Source organism: Devosia sp. (genome assembly GCF_041917035.1).
GTDB lineage: Bacteria > Pseudomonadota > Alphaproteobacteria > Rhizobiales > Devosiaceae > Devosia_A.
The window spans coordinates 1-19,074 of the sequence record NZ_JAYRYM010000018.1 but is presented as its reverse complement, the minus strand read 5'-3'; the positions used below and the strand labels follow the sequence as shown (position 1 = coordinate 19,074).

Sequence of the window (19,074 nt, the reverse complement as noted above, 5' to 3'; positions counted from 1 at the left end):
CACAACCGCAAAGCACCGACAGGGCTTTTCTGCGAGGGATAATTCTGCCCTTCGCAGATGCACAATCAATCTGTGGGTGCATCTTCGCCGTCGTGGTTGGCGAGGGTGTTGCGGATCTCAAGCTCCAGGAGTCTCGATCATGCTCAGCAGGCGCTCCGCCGCTGTTCTCCTCTTCGCCTCGATTCCGGCCATAGCCCTGGCCAGCGCCCCTGAGCGCGGCCCCAACGGCGGCTGGAAAGTCGATGCCGGTCCTCGTCATCACGTCGAGGTGGTCTTCGATGGTTCGACGACGATCAACGTCTTCGTCAGCGACGGCAACTCGCGTGCAATTCCCGCGACTGGCTTCTCTGGCGCAGCGACCGTGGTCGTCAACGGCACTACCCACAGGGTGCCGCTGACCGCTGCGGAAGGCTCCCGCCTAACCGGCACGGCCCCGGTGGCGGTACCTGCCGGCACGAAGGGTGCCGTTCAGCTGCAGATTCCCGGCGGCGGCACGGTCCGCGCAGTCCTCTGACCCATCTTTCCGGTACGGACGCCTGGATGCGTCCGTACCGATACATGCAGGACCAGCCGACCTTGACCGTCCTTCTTCGCTGCGCCGCCGCCGGCGCCATAGCCCTTGCCGTGTCCGGCTGCATTCCGAGGGATCGCTCGGCGCAGCTCTCCGTGACGCTTCCCTCGCGCTGGAGCAACGGGCAGACGAGCGTCCAGGCTCTGGCGCAAACCGAGTTGGCGACCTGGTGGCGCCGCTATCGGGATCCCGAGATCAATCGGCTGGTCGACAGCGCACTGGCAGCCAATCCTACACTCGACGAAGCTCGCGAGCGTGTTTTCGCAGCACGATCCCTGGCGCGGGCACAGGGCGCCCAGCGGCTGCCGACGGTCGATGGCGCAGCGAGCGCGACCCTTCAGTCGAGGCTCTCCGGGCCGACGCAAGGGCTGAATGCGGCCGGCGAGGATTTCTTCGGCGAGTCGCCACGCAGCACGGTGGGGGTGTTCCAGGCCGGCTTCGATGCGCGCTGGGAACTCGACTTCTTCGGCCGGGTCCGAAACTCTGCACTGGCCGCGGAGCATGCGGCGCTCGTGGCGTCGGAAGAGCTTCACGATGCGCGCTTCATCCTGATCGCCGAAGTCGTCCGGACCTATCTGGAACTGCGCGGCGCGCAGGGCCGCCGCGCCGTCATCCTGCGCGAGATTGCGGCCCGGCGTTCGCTGCTCGACTCGGTCCGCGTCCAGCAGACCGCCGGCACGTCGAGCGAGTTCGATGTCCAGCGCGCGCGCTCGACCTACGAGGCCGCGCGCGCCCGGGCGCCTGCCGCCGACCTGGCCGTGCGTGTCGCGCTTCAGAGGCTGGCGACCCTCGCCGGTTCGGCCCGTCCCGACGAGCGGCTGGCAACCCGCTCTAGGGGTATCGGGATCATCTCGACCGCCGTTGGTCCCTTACCCACATCGATCCTGCGCTGGCGCGCCGACATCCGCCGTGCCGAGGTTGTCATCGCCCAGCGCGCTGCCGAGGCGGACGTCGCCGAGGCGGACCTCTACCCACGCTTCATGCTCGCGGGGACGCTGGACATCGCCGGAAACCTGCTCGGCAAGCCGCTGCTTGGAACTCCAGTGACGCTCACTGGCGGACCGGCCATCTCGATTCCGCTGGTCGACTGGGGCATGCGCGCCAATGTCGTGCGTGCCCGCGAGGCGCAATGGCGGGAGGCCGTGGCCGCCTATCGCTCGGCCGTGCTGCGGGGAGTCGAAGACGTGGAAATCGCGTTGGCCACGATCCGTGCGACGCGCAGCCGGCTCGAACGGCAATCGACGGCGGTAACGGCCGCAAGTCGTGCCCTTGATCTGGCCGACAGGCAATATCGCGGTGGCCTCACGGGCCTCACGGAGCGCCTTCAGGCCGAGACCGACCTGCGGCAGGCCGAACTCGACCTCGCCGATGCGCGCGAGGGGGCGGCCGTCGCTTCGGTCGGGCTCTTCAAGGCATTGGGCACGCCGCCCGGTCCTGATCGTCCTGCGGCCCCGCGCACGGCCCCGGAGCCGGCTCCGGCCATTGCGGTTCTCCAATGAACCACGTCGCTCTCATCTTCACGTTCGCGAGCCAGACACCATGAAGGTCATTGTCATTGCCGCCGCCGCGCTTTTCGGTGGCGTCGTCGTCAGCGCCATGGTTCCGCAACTGCCCCAGATGGCCCGTAGCTATCTGGCTGCTGCCGGCGTCCAGGCGAAGCCGGACGGGTCAGCCCAACGCCCTGAAGAAGCGCATACTGAAGAGCGTGCTCCCGAAGGCGTGCTGCTCATGACGCAGGATCGGATCACGGCCGCCAAGATCGAACTGGCCGAGGTGCAGCCCGGCACGCTTGCGCGACAGCTCACATTGCCAGGGACGATTGTTCCGGATCGCAACAACATCCGGCGCATCGCGGCCCGCATTGTCGGCACGGTTGCGGAGTTGCGCAAAGGTCTCGGCGACAAGGTCGAGGCAGGAGATCTGCTGGCGATCGTCGACAGCCGCGAGGTTGCCGAGGCCCGCAGCGAGTACATCGCAGCCCATGTCAATTTCGGCCTCCAGAAAACGCTCTTCGAACGGGAGGAGACGCTCTGGAGGAGCCGTATTCAGGCGGAGCAGCAGTATCTGCGCGCGAAGAATGCCTTCGTCGAGGCACAGGTTCGCGTGCATCTCGCCCAACAGAAGCTCGCGGCCCTCGGCCTGAGCGATCAGGAGATCGCCCGGATGTCGGCGGCGCCCGAGGCGATGAACGGGCTTCAGCGCTACGAAATCCGCTCCCCGGGCGTCGGCCAGGTGGTCGAACGCATGGTGGATCTGGGAACGCCCGTGGGCGGCGAAGGACAGGCCAAGGAGCTCTTTTCGATCATCGACCTGCGCTCCGTCTGGGTGGAGCTCGCGGTGTCCTCGTCAGATCTCGGTCAGGTTCGTGAAGGCAGTCGTGTCGTCGTTACCATGAGCGGCAGCGACCTGAGGGCAGAGGGGAAGATCGTCTTCATCAGCCCGGTCTACAATCCGGAAACCCGCTCCGCGCGCGTCTTCGCCGCGATCGGCAACGAAGAACTCCGCTGGCGGCCGGGTTCCTTCGTCAGCGCCGAGGTGGAGATCGAGCGGGTGGATGTCGACATCCGCATCCCGCGATCCGCCCTCCAGACGTCGGAAGGCGCGACTGTGGTCTTCGTGCGCACCGAGACTGGGTTCGAGAGGCGCAAGGTCGTCCTTGGCAAACAGGACGGCGAATTCGTCGAAGTCGCCTTCGGCGTCGATCCCGGCGAGTCCATCGCAGTCTCCAATACTTTCCTGCTCAAGGCTGAACTCGGCAAGTCCGAGGCCGAGCATTCGCACTAGGCGTTCCCAGGATGATTGCTCGCGTTCTCTCCTTCTCCGTCCACCAGCGGTGGCTCGTTGTCCTCGTCACCCTGCTGGTGGTGGCGCTGGGCGTTTGGTCACTGGCGCGGCTGCCCATCGACGCCGTTCCGGACATCACCAACAAGCAGGTCCAGATCAATACGCTGGCGCCCTCGCTGTCGCCCGTCGACGTCGAACGGCAGGTGACCTTTCCGGTCGAGACGGCGCTGGCAGGCATCCCTGGCCTCGAATACACGCGTTCGCTGTCACGAAACGGCTTTTCGCAGGTCACAGCGGTCTTCAGCGAGCGCACGGACATCTACTTCGCCCGGCAGCAGGTTTCAGAGCGGCTGAACGAGGCGTCACGCAATCTGCCGACGGGAGTGCGCCCCCAACTCGGACCGATCTCGTCGGGTCTGGGCGAGATTTATATGTGGGCCGTGCATTTCAAGTCGGGCAACGAGCGTCAGCTCACCCGCCGCGGTGAGGCCGGGTGGCAACGCGATGGCAGCTACCTGACGCCGGAAGGGCAGATCCTGCGTACCGAACTGGAGCGCGCTGCCTACCTGCGCACTGTGCAGGACTGGATCATCCGCCCCCAGCTTCGCACCGTCCCCGGCGTTGCCGGTATCGATACGATCGGCGGCTTTGAGAAGCAGTATGTCGTGCAGCCCGATCCCGCCAAGCTGATCGGGTACAACCTGTCGTTCGGCGACGTGGCCGAGGCCCTCGAGAGCAACAATCTCAATCGCGGCGCCGGCTATATCGAGCGCAATGGGGAGGGGTACAGCGTCAGGGTCAACGGTCGCCTCGATGCCGTCGAACAGATCGCCGGCATCGTCGTCAAGACGCGACAGGGTACTCCGATCCGCATCTCCGACGTCGCGACCGTCGGCGTCGGCCGCGAACTGCGGACGGGCAGCGGCAGCGAGAACGGCGCGGAAGCCGTCATCGGCACCGCCATGATGCTCATCGGCGAGAACAGCCGGACTGTGGCGGCCGCCGTCGATGCGAAGATGCGGCAGATCAACCGCTCGCTGCCCCCCGGCATCGAGGCGAAGCCGGTGCTGAACCGCATGGTGCTGGTGGACGCGACCATCCAGACGGTCGCCAAAAATCTCGCCGAAGGCGCACTTCTGGTCGTCCTCGTGCTCTTCCTGATGCTCGGCAACATCCGCGCAGCGATCATCACCGCGATGGTCATCCCGATCGCCATGCTGATGACCATCACCGGCATGGTGCAGGGCAAGATCAGCGCCAACCTGATGAGTCTCGGGGCGCTGGACTTCGGCCTCATCGTCGATGGCGCCGTCATCATCGCCGAGAATACCCTCCGGCGTCTTGCCGACCGGCAGCACGAGCTCGGCCGGCAACTGCGCCTCGACGAGCGTCTCCAGACCGTCATCGCCTCTGCCGAGGAGATGATCCGCCCCTCCGTCTACGGTCAGGCGATCATCATCCTCGTCTACGTGCCGCTGCTGACCTTCTCGGGCGTCGAAGGCAAGATGTTCGAGCCGATGGCTCTCACTGTCATCCTCGCCCTGGCTGCCGCCTTCATCATCTCGATGACCTTCATCCCGGCCGTCCTCGCCATCGCCATCTCCGGCAAGGTTCAGGAAAAGGAGAACTTCATCGTCAAGGCCCTCCGGGTGGTCTATTCGCCGACCCTGAAAGTCGCCCTGCGCCTGCCGCGGCTGGCGATCCTGGCCGCTCTTGCCCTGCTCGTCGCGAGTGGCGTGCTGTTCACGCGCCTCGGGCAGGAATTTCTGCCGCAGCTCGACGAGAAGAACATCGCCATGCATGCGCTGAGGATTCCGAGCGTCTCGCTCACCCAGTCGCAGACCATGCAGCTCGACGTGGAGCGGACGGTGACGCGGTTTCCGGAGGTGGCCTATGTCTTCTCCAAGACCGGCACGGCCGAGGTCGCCGCCGACCCCATGCCCCCGAACGCCTCCGACACCTTCATCATCCTGAAACCGCAGAACGAGTGGCCCGATCCCAGGCTGACCAAGGCCGAGCTGATCGAGCGCATCAAGGTCGAGGTCGAGAAACTCGTCGGCAACAACTATGAATTCACGCAGCCGATCCAGATGCGGTTCAATGAGCTGCTGGCCGGCGTGCGCGGCGATCTGGCGGTGAAGGTCTTCGGCGACGATTTCGACCCGATGCTGCGCGCCGCGAACCAGATCGCCCAGGTTCTCAGGTCGACGGCAGGGGCCCAGGACGTCAAGGTCGAGCAGATAGGTGGCCTGCCGATCCTTGAGATCAACATCAATCGTGCTGAGATCGCCCGGCTGGGACTGAGCGTACAGGCCGTTCAGGAGGTCATCGGCGCGGCGATCGGCGGGCGTGAGGCAGGCATCATATTCGAAGGCGATCGGCGCTTTCCGATTCTCGTCCGGCTGCCGGAGAACCTGCGCGAAGATGTCGAGCAGTTGCGCAAGCTTCCCCTGCCGCTGGCGGGAGAAGGCGGAACTGGCGCGGCGTCGATCCCGCTGGGACAGGTCGCCTCGCTCGCCTTCGTTGAGGGTCCCAACCAGATCTCGCGCGAGAACGGCAAGCGCCGTGTCGTCGTGACCGCCAACGTACGCGGCCGCGACATCGCCTCGGTCGTCGAAGAGGCACAGGCCAAGGTGCAGCGGATCGCTCTTCCGGCCGGGTATTATGTGACCTGGGGTGGCCAGTTCGAGAACCTCGCGGCGGCGAGGAACCGTCTGATGGTCGTCGTTCCTGCGTGCTTCTTCCTGATCCTACTGCTGCTGTCGTCGGCATTGCGGTCGTTCAGGGATGCGCTCCTGGTATTCACGGCCGTGCCCCTGGCGCTTACCGGCGGACTGATCGCGCTCTGGCTGAGAGGGATGCCGTTCTCAGTTGCAGCGGCTGTCGGCTTCATCGCGCTATCCGGTGTGGCGGTGCTCAACGGCCTGGTCATGCTGACCTACATGAAGCAGTTGCTCGAGGAGGGGCGCTCGCTTCGGGACGCCGTGGTCGATGGTGCCCTGACGCGCCTGCGCCCGGTGGTGATGACCGCGCTGGTCGCTTCGCTCGGGTTCGTGCCGATGGCCTTGGCCACCGGGACGGGAGCCGAGGTGCAGAAGCCGTTGGCCACCGTCGTCATCGGCGGCCTCATCAGCGCGACGATCCTGACTCTCATCATCCTGCCGGTTCTCTACGTCCGCTATGGATCTGCCGCCGCGCGCCGCGGGAAGGAAGATCAGGACCTCACCACGGTTCCGGCGGAATAGGGGGAGTTCATGGGCAGAACGACGATGGTCGTGGCCGGCTCCGCCAGATTCTGGGCAAGGCGCTGCGCCCTCGTCTGTCTGGTCGCTTCGTCCGCTATCGGGATGGGACAGGCGTGGGGGCAAGCCATGCAGGGCAGGGCTCAGTCGGCTGACAGCGTGAAGATCGTCGGAATCGGAGCCTCATCCTGCGCGGACTTTCTGCAGGGTGTCACAGCCGACCCAGCGGCAGAGCGGGACTACATTGCCTGGGCCCAGGGCTTCATGAGCGGCGTGCTGCTGCGCGCCCCGACCGGCCGGGATGTGGACCTCGACCTGCTGCCGCCGCAGTTTCCCCTGGCGCGTCAGGCGGAGTTCCTGAGACGATACTGCGAGGCCAATGGGGCGCGTGACTTCAGCGACGCGGTTATCGAGCTCTATCGTACTCTGAGAATGCCACCGAGCTAGCCCGCGAGAACCACGTCGGAGGTCCGAACCATGGCAGGTGAGGCTGACCGCGCCGAAGCGCATGATCACGATCGCGGACAATCCGTGACCGCTGCCAACGAACGACGAATCCGCCTCGTCTTCATCTTTACCACCACCTATGCGGCGATCCAGGCTGCCGGCGGCTGGTTTTCGGGGTCGCTCGCACTCATCGCCGATTCCGGGCATATGGTGTCCGATGCCGCGGCCCTGCTGCTCGCGCTCATCGCCTACCGCGTGGCGCGTCGGCCTGCCGATGGCACCCGAACCTACGGCTTCCATCGCGTCCGCGTATTGGCGGCGCTGGCCAATGGAGCAACCCTGCTGCTTCTAGTCGTGTGGATCGCATGGGAGGCGGTTCAGCGCATCAATGCTCCGGGCGAGGTGCTGGCCGGACCGATGCTCGCCGTCGCCGTGGTCGGCCTGCTGGTGAACGTCGCCGGCGCCTACCTGCTCTGGTCCGGCAATGCGTCGGACAGCAATCTGCGGGGCGCGCTCCTGCATGTGCTGGGAGATCTGGTCGGGTCTGTTGGCGCGATCGCGGCGGCTATCGGGATCATGCTGACGGGATGGGCATTGCTCGACCCTCTGCTGTCGGTGCTGGTGGCTGGCCTCGTGGTGCGCTCGGCATGGACGTTGGTATCCGACTCCCTGCGCGTGCTGCTTCAGGCGACCCCTCGCGGCGTCGATGCCACGCAGGCGGAAACCGGTATCCGATCCTTGCCCGGCGTCGCCGAGGCCGGGCATTTTCACGCCTGGACGCTTGCAGACGAGACCATCGTTGCGACCGTGCATGTTTCTGCCCGCCCCGATGCTGATCCATTGGCGCTTCCGCCGGTCGTTTCGGACTGGCTCAAGGGCCGCTACGGGATAGAGCATGTGACTGTTCAGGTGGACCCGTTGGGACAACTGGTCTCGCGAGGCGATTGACCGGATGTCCGCATTTCGCCCGCGAGCGGTAGAAAATTGTGCTGGTTCAATTGCTTGTTCTCAAGCTCAAGAATTTCAAAGAATGTCGAGAAGGGCCTTGATCCTCTAGTCACTAGAGGATTTAGAAGATTTGCCGAACATCGTGGAGAGCACGGAATGTATGGCAACCAAACGCGTATCGGCAGGCTGGACACAATCATTCCCGTCCTGGTCATTGGCGCGGCTCAGGCGGGCCTCGCGGCAGCATACCGCCTTCAGCAGAGTGGTATCGATTTCCGTATCGTGGAGGGGGCTGGTCGCATCGGCGACAGCTGGCGCAAGCGCTATGCCTCGCTGACGCTGTTCACGCCGCGTCGGTTCAGTGCCCTGCCAGGCCTCGGCCTCGATGGAGATCCCGAGGGCTATGCCACGCGGGACGAGTTCGCCGACTATCTGGAGCGCTATGCGGATTTCCACCGCCTGGCGGTTTCGACAGGAACGGGCGTGGAAAAACTGAGCCGTCGCGCCGACGGAATGTTCTCGGCTTTGCTGACGACGGGAGAAACCGTGCTGGCAGGCAGTGTCATCGTCTCCACCGGCGGCTTCCAGCGGGCTGTCGTGCCATCGGTCGCCGCCGGCCTCGACGAAGGTGTGAACCAGCTCACATCGGAGACTTATCGGGAGCCATCGTCTGTCGCGCCCGGTACGGTGCTGGTGGTCGGGGACGGCGCAAGCGGCCGCGACATCGCGGCCGAGCTGGCTGCAAGCCACCGTGTGCTACTCGCGACCGGCAAGCCGCGCCGGCTATTCCCCGAGCGAATTCTCGGTCGCAGCATCTGGTGGTGGCTGTCCCGGACTGGGTTGATGAACGCGGGACGCGAGTCGTTCATCGGGAGCCGCATGCGCCGTGCCGATCCATTCCCCGACCGCGATCGCAGCTTTGCCAGCCTCGAGAGGCGCGGCGTGACGATCGTTCCGCGCCTCGACCAGACCGCCGGACGGCAGGTTCAGTTCGTCGGGGGCCGGACGGAGACAATCGACGCGGTCGTCTGGGCTGTCGGCTATCGCGACGAGGCGGCCTGGATTGCAGTCCCCGGAGCAGTGGACCGCGGCGGCCGCTTCATCGAGCGGGACGGTGTTTCACCGGTACCCGCCCTTTACTTCGTCGGCCGCCCCTGGCAGCGCAATCGCGCATCCGGCCTCGTCATGGGCGTCGGCGACGACGCGGGCGTGATCGTCGAAGCGATCGCGGGCGGCCGTCATCCGGCAGAAGCCCGGGTTCCGCGAGAAATCGCTCCAGTGACTTTGGCTTGCCTGTAATCCGGAGGGAAGGCTTGACCATGACCCAGGCGAACGAAACGACCCGGTTCCGCGTCGGCGGCATGGATTGCGCATCCTGCGCCGCGAAGGTCGAGACGGCCGTCAGGCGCCTTCCGGGCGTCGGCGATGTGACGGTTTCGGTCATGTCCGGCTCGCTCGCGGTGAGCCACGACGGTTCGCTCGCGACCGACGCGGTCGAACGCCAGGTGAAATCGCTCGGCTATTCCATCGCGCGGACCGCTGGAGCCCAGAAGAAAGGCGAGCAGCCTGCCCATGGCTGTTGCGCGCATGACCATGCCGGCCATGGGCACGATCATGCCAAGAGCGCGCACGACCATGACAGGAGTGAACGCGACCATTCCGAAGGCGCGACGGCTCGGGCGACGCCGACCGGGCATCCCGGTCACGACCATGCCGGCCATTCGCATCTCGACCTCGATGATGGTCCGTGGTGGCGCAGTCGCAAGGCGATGCTGACCATCGGTTGCGGTGCGGCACTTGCCGCCGCCTGGTTGCTGGGGCAGCTCGTTCCGGTCGCCGGCCATTGGGCCTTTCTCGTGGCAATGGCCGTCGGTCTGGTTCCCATCGCCCGTCGTGCTGCGATGGCGGCTGTCGCGGGCATGCCCTTCACCATCGAGACGCTGATGACGATCGCGGCCGTCGGTGCGGTTTTCATCGGCGCGACGGAGGAGGCCGCTGCCGTGGTCTTCCTGTTTCTCGTCGGTGAACTGCTCGAAGGTATTGCCGCGAGCCGCGCCCGCTCCAGCATCAAGGGTCTGACGGCCCTCGTGCCGAAAACCGCGTTGGTCGAGGAGAACGGCACGACGCGCGATGTCGCTGCCGATGCCCTGCAGCCGGGCATGACCATTCTCGTGCGGCCGGGCGACCGCATCGCCGCCGATGGTGAGATCGTCTCGGGCGAAAGCTCCATCGACGAAGCACCCGTCACCGGCGAGAGCACACCGAAACGCAAGCAACAGGGCGACTCTGTTTTTGCGGGCACGATCAATGCCGACGCGGTGCTGCGCGTGCGGGTGACCGCGGCAGCCGAGGACAACACCATCGCGCGCGTGGTGAAGCTGGTCGAGGAGGCGCAGGAGAGCAAGGCGCCGACCGAGCGCTTCATCGACCAGTTCTCACGCTACTACACGCCTGCAGTCCTCGTGATCGGCGCGCTGGTAGCGCTGGTTCCGCCGCTGTTCTTCGGCGGTATCTGGTCGGAATGGATCTACAAGGGCCTCGCTGTGCTGCTCATCGGTTGTCCCTGTGCGCTGGTCATCTCCACGCCGGCGGCCATTGCGGCGGGCCTGGCCGCCGGTGCGCGGCGCGGCCTTCTGATGAAGGGCGGTGCTGTCCTGGAGGGCCTGCGCAAGGTGACCACCGTGGCGCTCGACAAGACCGGCACGCTGACCGAGGGCAAGCCCGTTGTCACCGACATCGTCGGGTTCGACCGCCCCGGGACGGAGGTCTTGTCGCTTGCCGCTGCACTGGAGACGGGCTCCAGCCATCCGCTTGCGGCCGCCATCCTCGCCCGTGCCAAGGCCGACACGGTAGCCGTCCCGCCAGCCAGCGATGCGCGCGCGGTGGCCGGCAAGGGTGTCGTCGGCAGCGTCGGGGGCCGGAACCTGTTCCTGGCCTCGCCGAAGGCTGCCCACGAGACGGCGCCAATGACGTCCGATCAGGACGCGGCGGTCAGCGCCTTCAACAACGAGGGCAAGACCGTGTCGGTGCTGCTGGTCGACGACCGGATCGCCGGTCTCCTCGCCATCCGCGACGAGCCTCGGGAGGACGCTGCCGCCGGGCTCCGGGCATTGACGGATGCCGGCATCGCCACGGTGATGCTCACGGGTGACAACGAGCGAACAGCGAGGGCCATCGGCGGCAATCTCGGCATCGCCGTGCGCGCCGGCCTCCTGCCCGTGGACAAGCAGCGCATCGTTCGCGAATTGCAGGATAAGGGCCAGGTCGTGGCCAAGGTCGGCGACGGCATCAACGATGCCCCAGCCTTGGCTGCGGCCGATATCGGCATCGCCATGGGTGGCGGCACCGATGTGGCGCTGGAGACGGCCGACGCTGCCGTGCTGCACGGGCGCGTCCGCGACATCGCCAACATGATCGAGCTGTCGCGCCGGGTCATGCGCAATATCGGCCAGAACATCGTGATGGCCCTGGGGCTCAAGGCGGTGTTCCTGGTCACGACGGTTGCCGGCCTCACGGGATTGTGGCCGGCGATCCTCGCCGATACCGGGGCGACCGTTCTGGTCACCGCCAACGCCATCAGGCTGTTGGGGACACGGCTGTCCTGAGGCCGTCTTCGGCTCACAGTTCAGGCCCGAGGCCGCCGGGTTGAAGCCCGGCGGCTGCTTTTCCGTATATGGCTCCGTTCGCTGATGCCGGCGGGTGGGCGAAGGACACGCGATGAAAGTGCTGAGAGTGATCCGGTATGCCGCTTGGGGGGCCGTGGCGCTCGCCGTCCCGCTCGCCCTCGCGCTTGCCCTCGGCTGGTGGCAGGTGGACGGGCCCGGTCGTCCGGCGGCCAGTCGTCAGGAGCCGGTGCATGCCGTCGGCGGACCGTTCAGCCTTACCGATCATCGAGGCCGCGCCGTCACCGAGCGGGATTTCCGTGGCCGGCCACTCCTCGTCTTCTTCGGCTTCACCCATTGCCCGGACGTCTGCCCGACGACCCTTTTCGAGGCGTCGGAGTGGGTCAAGGCAGTCGGGGCGTTGGCGGACCGGGTCCAGATCCTGTTTGTCTCGGTCGATCCGAAGCGGGATACGACGGAAATCCTCGGTCAGTACATCCAGTCCTTCGATCCACGCATCATCGGCGCCACGGGCACGAAGGACCAGGTCGATGCGATGGTGGCCGCCTATCGCGCCACCTATCGTCTGGTTCCGACAGGCGGCGACAACTACACCGTCGAGCACTCCGCTTCGGTGTTCATGATGGACAGCACCGGTCGCTTCGTCGGTACCATCGACTTCCACGAGCAGCGAGACATCGCGGTCGACAAGGTCCGTCGCCTCGCAGGCCTGTAGTTCACCTTTATGAGGGTGAGTCTGCCCCTCTAGCCCGTGGCGAAATCGACGAGCAGCTTGAGGTTCAGGGCGACGATCACTGCGGCGATCAGCGCGGCGAACGCGATAAGCCAGCGGGGCGCGACCAGTGGCCCCATCTTGCGGCGGTCGGCTGTCAGCATGACCAGCGGAATGACCGCGAAGGACAATTGCATGCTGAGCACGACCTGGCTGAGGATGAGCAACTGGGCGGTGCCGCTCTGCCCGTACCAGATGGTGACGCCGGCTGCCGGGATGATCGCGATCAGCCGGGTCGCCAGTCGCCGGAGCCATGGCGGTAGCTTGATGTGGAGGAACCCCTCCATCACCACCTGCCCGGCGAGTGTGGCAGTGACGGTCGAATTGAGGCCGCAGCACAACAGCGCGATGGCGAACAGGGTTGGAGCGACCGCCAGACCGAGCAGGGGCGCGAGCAGGTTGTGCGCGTCACCAAGTTCGGCGATTCCGGTTCTGCCGGTGGCATGGAAAGCAGCCGCCGCCAGGATCAGGATGGAGGCGTTGACGAGAAGCGCGAACATCAGCGCAACCGTCGAGTCGATCGTTGCGAACTTCAGGGCCTCGCGCTTCTCCTCGACCGTTTCACCGTAAGCCCGGGTCTGTACGATCGCCGAGTGCAGATAGAGATTGTGAGGCATGACGGTCGCCCCGAGGATGCCGAGCGCCAGATACAGCATTTCAGGGTTCCGGACGATCTCGGTCGTCGGCGCAAAGCCGCGGATGACCTGACCCCAGTCGGGGTTGGCGAGCGCGATCTGCACTCCGAAGCAGATGGCGATCACGAGGAGCAGCGTAATGATGAAGGCCTCGAGCCAGCGAAAGCCCTTGCGCTGCAGCCAGAGGATCACGAACACATCGAGCGCGGTGATGACGACGCCGATCTCAAGCGGGATGCCGAAGAGCAGGTTCAGGCCGATTGCGGTTCCGATGACCTCGGCGATGTCGGTCGCAATGATGGCGATCTCCGCCAATAGCCAGAGCGGATAGGAAGCCCAGCGGGGAAAGGCATCGCGGCAGGCCTGGGCAAGGTCGCGGCCCGACGCGATCGCCAGGCGCGCGCAGAGCGACTGGAGCACGATCGCCATGATGTTGGACACCAGGGCCACCACCAGCAGCGTGTATCCGAACTTCGAGCCGCCAGCGAGCGAGGTCGCCCAGTTGCCCGGGTCCATGTAGCCGACAGCCACCATGTATCCCCGGCCGAGGAAGGCGGCGGCCTTCCGCCAGGTTCCAGCGGGTACGGGAATCGAGCGATGGACATCCGACAAAGCGGCATCGCCACGGGGACGGCGCCACGAGGAAAGCTCGAACGCGGAGGACATGAGCAGCGCCTCAGTATGCAAATGCGAATTATTTGCATCATGGGAAGGCGCGTACCTGGGAAGGCGCGTACCTTTGTCAAGTGACGGAGTATGGGACGGACGCCAAAAGGGGGATGGACGTTTACGACGCCAAGTACCAGATTGAGATCGAGGGAAAATTGCAGGCTAAGCATGCGGATTGTCGATTCAATACTTAAAATATATATATATCTAAGTTGATTTAAATGAAATTCTGTAAAAATGCGCGGATTTAATTTGTTTTGCGGGCATTTTTAGAAGTGTTGCGTGGTCGCGAGTGTGGGGTGGCTGAATAAAAGTGGATGATGGCGGTTCCGCAGTGGCCCAACTATCGATTGGCCTCGGCTTCGGCGGCGACGTATTGTCGGACGGCCGTCGCCTTTGGGTGCCGCCGGTAGGCGCCGACTTTGCCCATGGGCGCCTGGTTCTCCGAGTCGAAACGTCGCTGTCAGACGTCGTCGGTGCACGCGAACTCGACCAACTTCCCGACGGACGCGCACTGCCTCTGTTGATCCTGCCGGAAGGGAACCGACAAACCGGAAGATGTTGGCTTGGCAGGAGGAACACTTTTTCGAATGGCACTACATTGCTACCAGCAAGCTTACACGAAGCGCTTTCGTCGGGCGCCTGCGCGAAGAGAGCCTAAGCAAGCACATTTTGCGCCTGCGTTGCCCATGACTGGCGGATCATCGAGAGTTGCGGGTCGGCCAATATGCCCACCACCCCCACACGAGGCTCGGCGAGCTAATCTTTGGCAAGTGCACCACTCGAGACAGAATGGAGTCCGATAGTGACCAGTGGACATCAGGGGAAAGGTCAAAGCACTCTGGTGTACATTGCGGCCAAGCGGGCCTGCGGTAGTGCCCCATGGCGAGCGCCAACATCTGCTTGCGACGAGGTGGCGAAGGTCAGCTACGCAGGCGCTCAACTGACTCCGAGCTGGTTTGTCAGTAGGTGAAAACCTGTTCGCGCGGACCGGCATGCCGGGCCGCGCCGGTCCTGCGTTTCCTGTCGCATCTGACGGTCCTCGTACTCAAGCGCGAGATAGAATCCTGCAAAGTATTCGACCTCCAACTGCCAATGTCCAATGTCGCCGAAGACGACCGCTCCCTGGACGAGCGTCGGGACGTCAAGACGTCGTCGAGGCTCTGATCTGACGGACGGTGTGACGGTCCATACGCTTGGAGAAGCTGATCACAGATGCGGCCCTCAAGCGGCATCAGGGTAGTAGTGCTTCACAGCAGGATGGTTTCTCAGGGCCTCGGGACGATAAGGGCCCCACCCCGAACACTGCGGCACTTCCGGCAGCGCAAACCGGTCAAGCACTGATTGGTGCAGCGCGTGTGCCGGTTTGACGTCGCGGATTTTCACACTCCACCCGGTGATGCCGAGACGGTGCCGAATCCATTCGGGAACTTTAGCCTCGACCTGATCGTGACCACCGGCAACTTCACAATGCTGCAGACCGCCTGGGTTGGGCCGCAAGTACAACGGAATGCCGAGGGTTCCGCTGCCGGGCATGCGCTCCCCGTTGACGAAAACAGGCCCGATTCTAAGGGGTTGGGGAACCGATAGCGCTTCCTCGATCATCCACTGCAAAGAGATGTCCGATAGCCGGGATTCCGTCTCAGCATAGCTTCCGCCAATGTCGGAATGGTTGCCGGGGAACCACCGCTGATCCAGGCGCGTCACGCCATCGACCGTGTCGGCCGCCTGAACTGTATTGCCCCAGCCGACGCGCGCGAAGTCTGCGCGGTTCTCATCAATCGCATTGGCGGCTCGGGCGTAACTGACAAACCGGCTAAGCAATCGATCGAAATGTTCTCCCTTCCACTGCGCAAGGTGCGAGCTGGAATCGCCCTCCTTTGGAAAGTTGAGAATGGTCTTCTGGATGTGCCGGTTTTGGCTTCGATAAAGTAGGAGGGCAGCGCCCAAGCCGCCTGCGAGGATGGCGAGCAGCAATATGATCCAGAATGGGCCTCCAAGTAGCCAACTGCCCAAGCCGATGAGGCTACCTGTCAGAACGCCCGTCAAGATTCCGAGGCCGATCGAACCGGCGTAGAGCGCAGCTTGGATGCCAACTCGCAACCAGCCCTGAGCGCCTAGCGCCGCCACTGTGTCAAAGACACCGATGAAATACGGCGCTGCATTCGACCGATGCACCTCGCCAGTGGGGTGATGCGAGCCGTACTTCTCACGGAAGCGCCGAGCCATTTCCAGACGCTCGTCCTCAAACTTCGCGCGTGGATGTCCTGCGCCGTGTTCCAGCACGGAGGTTACGGCTTCCTCAGCAATCAGACGGATTGTGCGACGGAATCGAGGTAGGGAATTGTCGCCATTCTTCATCGGGACACCGCACAGCATCAACAGGTTGGCGATGCTCCGCGCTGTATAGGCACCGCGGCTAAAGCCGAAAAGGAATATGCGGTCGCCCGGCTCGTAGTGGTTGATGATGAACTCGTAGCAATCGGCAATGTTGATGGTGATGCCCCTGCCGTCGACATTGGCCAGCAGTTTTCTCACCTTCCTGCCGATGTTGGTCCACCCCGTCGCGGAAGTCTCTGTGCCCAAACCGGGATCGTAGAACACTACCTGCTCAAATGGATCAATCGCGGTCTCCGGCGCGATGCGACAGGTCCTGTACATCTTGTAGATGTTGCTCCAGTGCTGTTCTGGGCGAACGCCTCCATCCTGGCCGGTGCCATCGGAGAAGACCACAATGTTCTTGGGCATTTGTTGTAATCCCCATCTAGCGACCAGCATAGCCGATTCGCTCGAACGGGTTGGCAGCAGCGGGTCTATGCAGAGACTGGTTGAGTTCTCGCCGCAGCCTGCAGCTCCAGCCTTACATCGCCATCTTCGACGAACATGCGGCCGGCTCGCCCCATCCAGGGCTCAGGCCGAATGCACCGGACCCAGTCTGCGAACGAAGGGATGAAGCCGAAGCCCTCGATGCAGTGCTGTTCGCCGATGAGGTGGACTGGGATGGCGCGACCGACCTGTTGGTGATGGTCACCCCGAATACTCGCTCGGCGAGGAAGATGCCTTCGGCGTGATGACGAAGGGCCCTGTGGCGGAAGTCCGCGATGATGGCCTCGGACTCGTCGAACCCGGCATGGATCGCGATGTAGTCCTCAGGCGCGCCGCCGAACTTGCGGGTCGAGGAGACAGCGTGGTGGTAGCTGTGAGCCATGGTCCGGGTCCCGTCAGAGATCGTGGCCGTGGTGCTCGCTCGCCTCGAACCGCTCGTGGTAGTCGAGACGAATGGTGCCGGCCCCGATGTCGAACTTAAAGGTGCCGTAGGCGCCGACATCGATCTCCCAGCCAGCATGAGTTTGTTCGAGGCAATCGTAGACGAAGGCTTCCACGGCATCGCGAAGGTTGTGGACGTTGTGTTCGACGGTCAGGCCGTCCTGGCTCGGCGTTGCGAGCGACACGAAGAAGTCGGTGGGCTCGAGCGGCCAACCATCGGCGCCGAGGTACTCGACGGCTTCGATCTGGCCGCTGTCCCCGGCGCCGTCGAAGGTCACGTTCACGGTCGCGACGCTGGAGAGGGCGAGCGGTTCGAACAAAGCTGTCTTGTTGGCGGGACGAAGCGCCTCGGCGAGCGCAGTGCGCCGGTCGATCATGGCGCGGTAGTCGGCAAAGCCGTTGTCGGCGGCGGGCATGGCGATCTCGACGAGGCGCGAGGCATGGGGCCCGGCGCCTGACGGCACCGGGCAGGTTTGATGCTTGGTTGCTGAAGACGCTTTAGGCGGCCTTGGCGTCACTCGCCGCCGTCGAAGTTACCTGGTCGATGGTCCCGGCAACCGTCCGACGAACCTTCGCGGCAGCCGTCGTGGGGTTGTCGTTGGCGGCGGGCGGGACTGTTGCCGGCGGCGGCGGGGTCATGGCCCAAAAAAGCACGCGGCCGAAGTCGCAGTAGCGGTCCCAGAGCTTTCGTGCGGGCGAGACGGCGCCAGCCATGGCCATGGCCTCGATGATCGTCTCGATGGTGACGCTCATGAAGCCGACGCGGTCGACGTCGTCCTTCGGCTCGGGGTTGGCGAGCTCAGCCTGATAGGCCTTGAAGGCGCCCTGGACACGGCGATTGAGCCGCGGTCCGATGCCGATGAAGAGCGCCTTGCCGACGACGCCGAGGTCGACGGCGCGCTGAACCATCATGTGCTCCCGCCAGAGTTGCTCAAGGGCAGTCGAGCGGAGGACCATCGCGTCGGGGTCGCGGTAGAGACGAACCTCCCGTGACGCTTCATCGTAGCGCGGCCGGTGGCGGGCGACGGGCCCAGACATGCCCTCGGAGTACTTCACCTCGATGAAGACGGTGGCCGGCTCCCCATCGGGCGTGATGACCTGGAGGGCGGCGTCGAGGGCGGTTCCATCGTCGAGGAAACGCGGGTCGCGCCGGCCGGGTGACGTCTCGAAATCGATGCGCTCCACGGTCTGGACGAAACCCGGCAGGACGGCCGCGAAGACCTTGGTGGCGAGGTCGAGGTCGAGTGCGAGGGGCCCAAGCAAGTTGAAGCACAGCGGCATTGACGAAAGCGCATTCGAATAGAGCCGATCCTCGTCGATCATGGCGCCTTCCTCACGAAGCATGAGGGAGTGCCGAACGAGATCGAAGACCTCCGACGAGATGAAGTTCTGGCCGGCGCGGGCAGCGTCGAGACGAAGCCGGGAGCCCAGCTTGATGTGCTTGGGCTTCGGCTCGTCAGTGACATGAAAGCCGATCGGAATGCCCTGATCCTCACGCCAGTAGGCGGCCAGGAGCCGGGCGGCAGACCGGAAGCGCGTGTCAGTGGAGATAAAGGCGTGGTGGCGCCGAAGAATGCCTTCCGGAACCAGCGGAACACGAACCGGCTGGGCCATCGGCGCGGCTGAGGTGCACCCTTCGTCACGAAGGAAGTCGGGCAGCGTGCCGGGCTCGGAGACGAAGCTCGTGGCCGGGGTGGCCGCAGCAATGGCGGCGATCGTCTTGGACAGGGCGCGGGCGGAATTGGTGGGCTTGGTCACTGAAGGCTCCTTCTCGAAGGCCGCCGGCAGGGCGACGCTGGGAAGGATTCAGAGATGAGCTGCGGAAGTTCACATAAATGGCGGCCGGGTGAGGTGGCCGGCGTCAGAGGTGGTCAGACAGGCAGATCACAGAGACAGAGTGGCAGTCAGAGAGGGTGGTGTTGGCGACGGCGGCGGCGTGGTGGCGGTGGCGGAGTATCGGAGGGGCCTATTGTCGAAATTTAGTTCTCGACTAGGCTCAGGACTCATTGATCACAGCCAGAACGCGACTGCGGCGGCGATGCAGATGGCGGAGAAGAAGGCGTGGGCGCATCTGTCGTAGCGGGTTGCGATGCGGCGCCAGTCCTTGAGCTTGCCG

Annotated in this window: 13 protein-coding genes and 2 pseudogenes; 9 read left to right on the top strand and 6 right to left on the bottom strand. The window is 64.6% G+C overall.

The genetic code is table 11. From position 1 onward, the window contains the following. Nucleotides 1-139: 139 nt before the first annotated feature. The 9 genes from ACE3TU_RS03845 (at nucleotide 140) to ACE3TU_RS03805 (ending at nucleotide 12,330) form a co-directional block, all read left to right on the top strand. Nucleotides 140-514, top strand: a complete 375-nt coding sequence (locus tag ACE3TU_RS03845; protein WP_106750441.1) for a hypothetical protein — start codon at nucleotides 140-142, stop codon at nucleotides 512-514. A 26-nt stretch (nucleotides 515-540) separates the two neighbouring features. Beyond that, complete coding sequence (locus tag ACE3TU_RS03840) at nucleotides 541-2,070, top strand: efflux transporter outer membrane subunit (RefSeq protein WP_106750442.1); 1,530 nt, start codon at nucleotides 541-543, stop codon at nucleotides 2,068-2,070. Nucleotides 2,071-2,110: 40 nt separating this feature from the next. Then, nucleotides 2,111-3,355 (top strand): efflux RND transporter periplasmic adaptor subunit, encoded by a 1,245-nt coding sequence (locus ACE3TU_RS03835; protein WP_106750443.1) that lies wholly within the window; start codon nucleotides 2,111-2,113, stop codon nucleotides 3,353-3,355. Nucleotides 3,356-3,366: 11 nt separating this feature from the next. Next, the gene (locus tag ACE3TU_RS03830; RefSeq protein WP_106750444.1) at nucleotides 3,367-6,600 is read left to right on the top strand and encodes an efflux RND transporter permease subunit; all 3,234 of its coding nucleotides are present in this window, start codon (nucleotides 3,367-3,369) and stop codon (nucleotides 6,598-6,600) included. A gap of 9 nt (nucleotides 6,601-6,609) precedes the next feature. Next, nucleotides 6,610-7,044, top strand: coding sequence for a hypothetical protein (locus ACE3TU_RS03825; RefSeq protein WP_245898165.1), 435 nt, complete (start codon nucleotides 6,610-6,612; stop codon nucleotides 7,042-7,044). A 30-nt stretch (nucleotides 7,045-7,074) separates the two neighbouring features. Then, on the top strand, nucleotides 7,075-7,992 hold the full coding sequence (locus ACE3TU_RS03820) for a cation diffusion facilitator family transporter (RefSeq protein ID WP_106750445.1): 918 nt from the start codon (nucleotides 7,075-7,077) through the stop codon (nucleotides 7,990-7,992). 156 nt (nucleotides 7,993-8,148) lie between these two features. Beyond that, nucleotides 8,149-9,291: an NAD(P)/FAD-dependent oxidoreductase gene (locus ACE3TU_RS03815; protein ID WP_106750446.1), complete on the top strand. Its 1,143-nt coding sequence runs from the start codon at nucleotides 8,149-8,151 to the stop codon at nucleotides 9,289-9,291. Nucleotides 9,292-9,311: 20 nt separating this feature from the next. After that, nucleotides 9,312-11,597 (top strand): heavy metal translocating P-type ATPase, encoded by a 2,286-nt coding sequence (locus ACE3TU_RS03810; protein ID WP_106751153.1) that lies wholly within the window; start codon nucleotides 9,312-9,314, stop codon nucleotides 11,595-11,597. A 112-nt stretch (nucleotides 11,598-11,709) separates the two neighbouring features. Beyond that, nucleotides 11,710-12,330 carry an SCO family protein gene (locus ACE3TU_RS03805; protein WP_106750447.1) on the top strand — a complete coding sequence of 207 codons (621 nt, stop codon included), beginning with the start codon at nucleotides 11,710-11,712 and terminating at the stop codon, nucleotides 12,328-12,330. 29 nt (nucleotides 12,331-12,359) lie between these two features. On the opposite strand, the gene ACE3TU_RS03800 is transcribed toward ACE3TU_RS03805, so the two are convergent. The 6 genes and pseudogenes from ACE3TU_RS03800 to ACE3TU_RS03775 form a co-directional block, all read right to left on the bottom strand. Continuing rightward, on the bottom strand, nucleotides 12,360-13,688 hold the full coding sequence (locus ACE3TU_RS03800) for an Nramp family divalent metal transporter (RefSeq protein WP_106750448.1): 1,329 nt from the start codon (nucleotides 13,686-13,688) through the stop codon (nucleotides 12,360-12,362). Between the two features lie 1,227 nt (nucleotides 13,689-14,915). Then, nucleotides 14,916-16,439, bottom strand: a complete 1,524-nt coding sequence (locus ACE3TU_RS03795) for a DUF2235 domain-containing protein (protein ID WP_106750449.1) — start codon at nucleotides 16,437-16,439, stop codon at nucleotides 14,916-14,918. A gap of 65 nt (nucleotides 16,440-16,504) precedes the next feature. Beyond that, nucleotides 16,505-16,899 (bottom strand): annotated as a pseudogene (locus ACE3TU_RS03790) (hypothetical protein). Between the two features lie 13 nt (nucleotides 16,900-16,912). Beyond that, a complete protein-coding gene (locus tag ACE3TU_RS03785; protein ID WP_146144850.1) occupies nucleotides 16,913-17,374 on the bottom strand; it encodes a DUF6878 family protein in 462 nt (153 codons plus the stop codon). 82 nt (nucleotides 17,375-17,456) lie between these two features. Then, nucleotides 17,457-18,716 (bottom strand): hypothetical protein, encoded by a 1,260-nt coding sequence (locus ACE3TU_RS03780; protein WP_106750451.1) that lies wholly within the window; start codon nucleotides 18,714-18,716, stop codon nucleotides 17,457-17,459. A gap of 252 nt (nucleotides 18,717-18,968) precedes the next feature. Next, nucleotides 18,969-19,074, bottom strand: a pseudogene (locus tag ACE3TU_RS03775) (IS5/IS1182 family transposase); the annotation flags it as partial.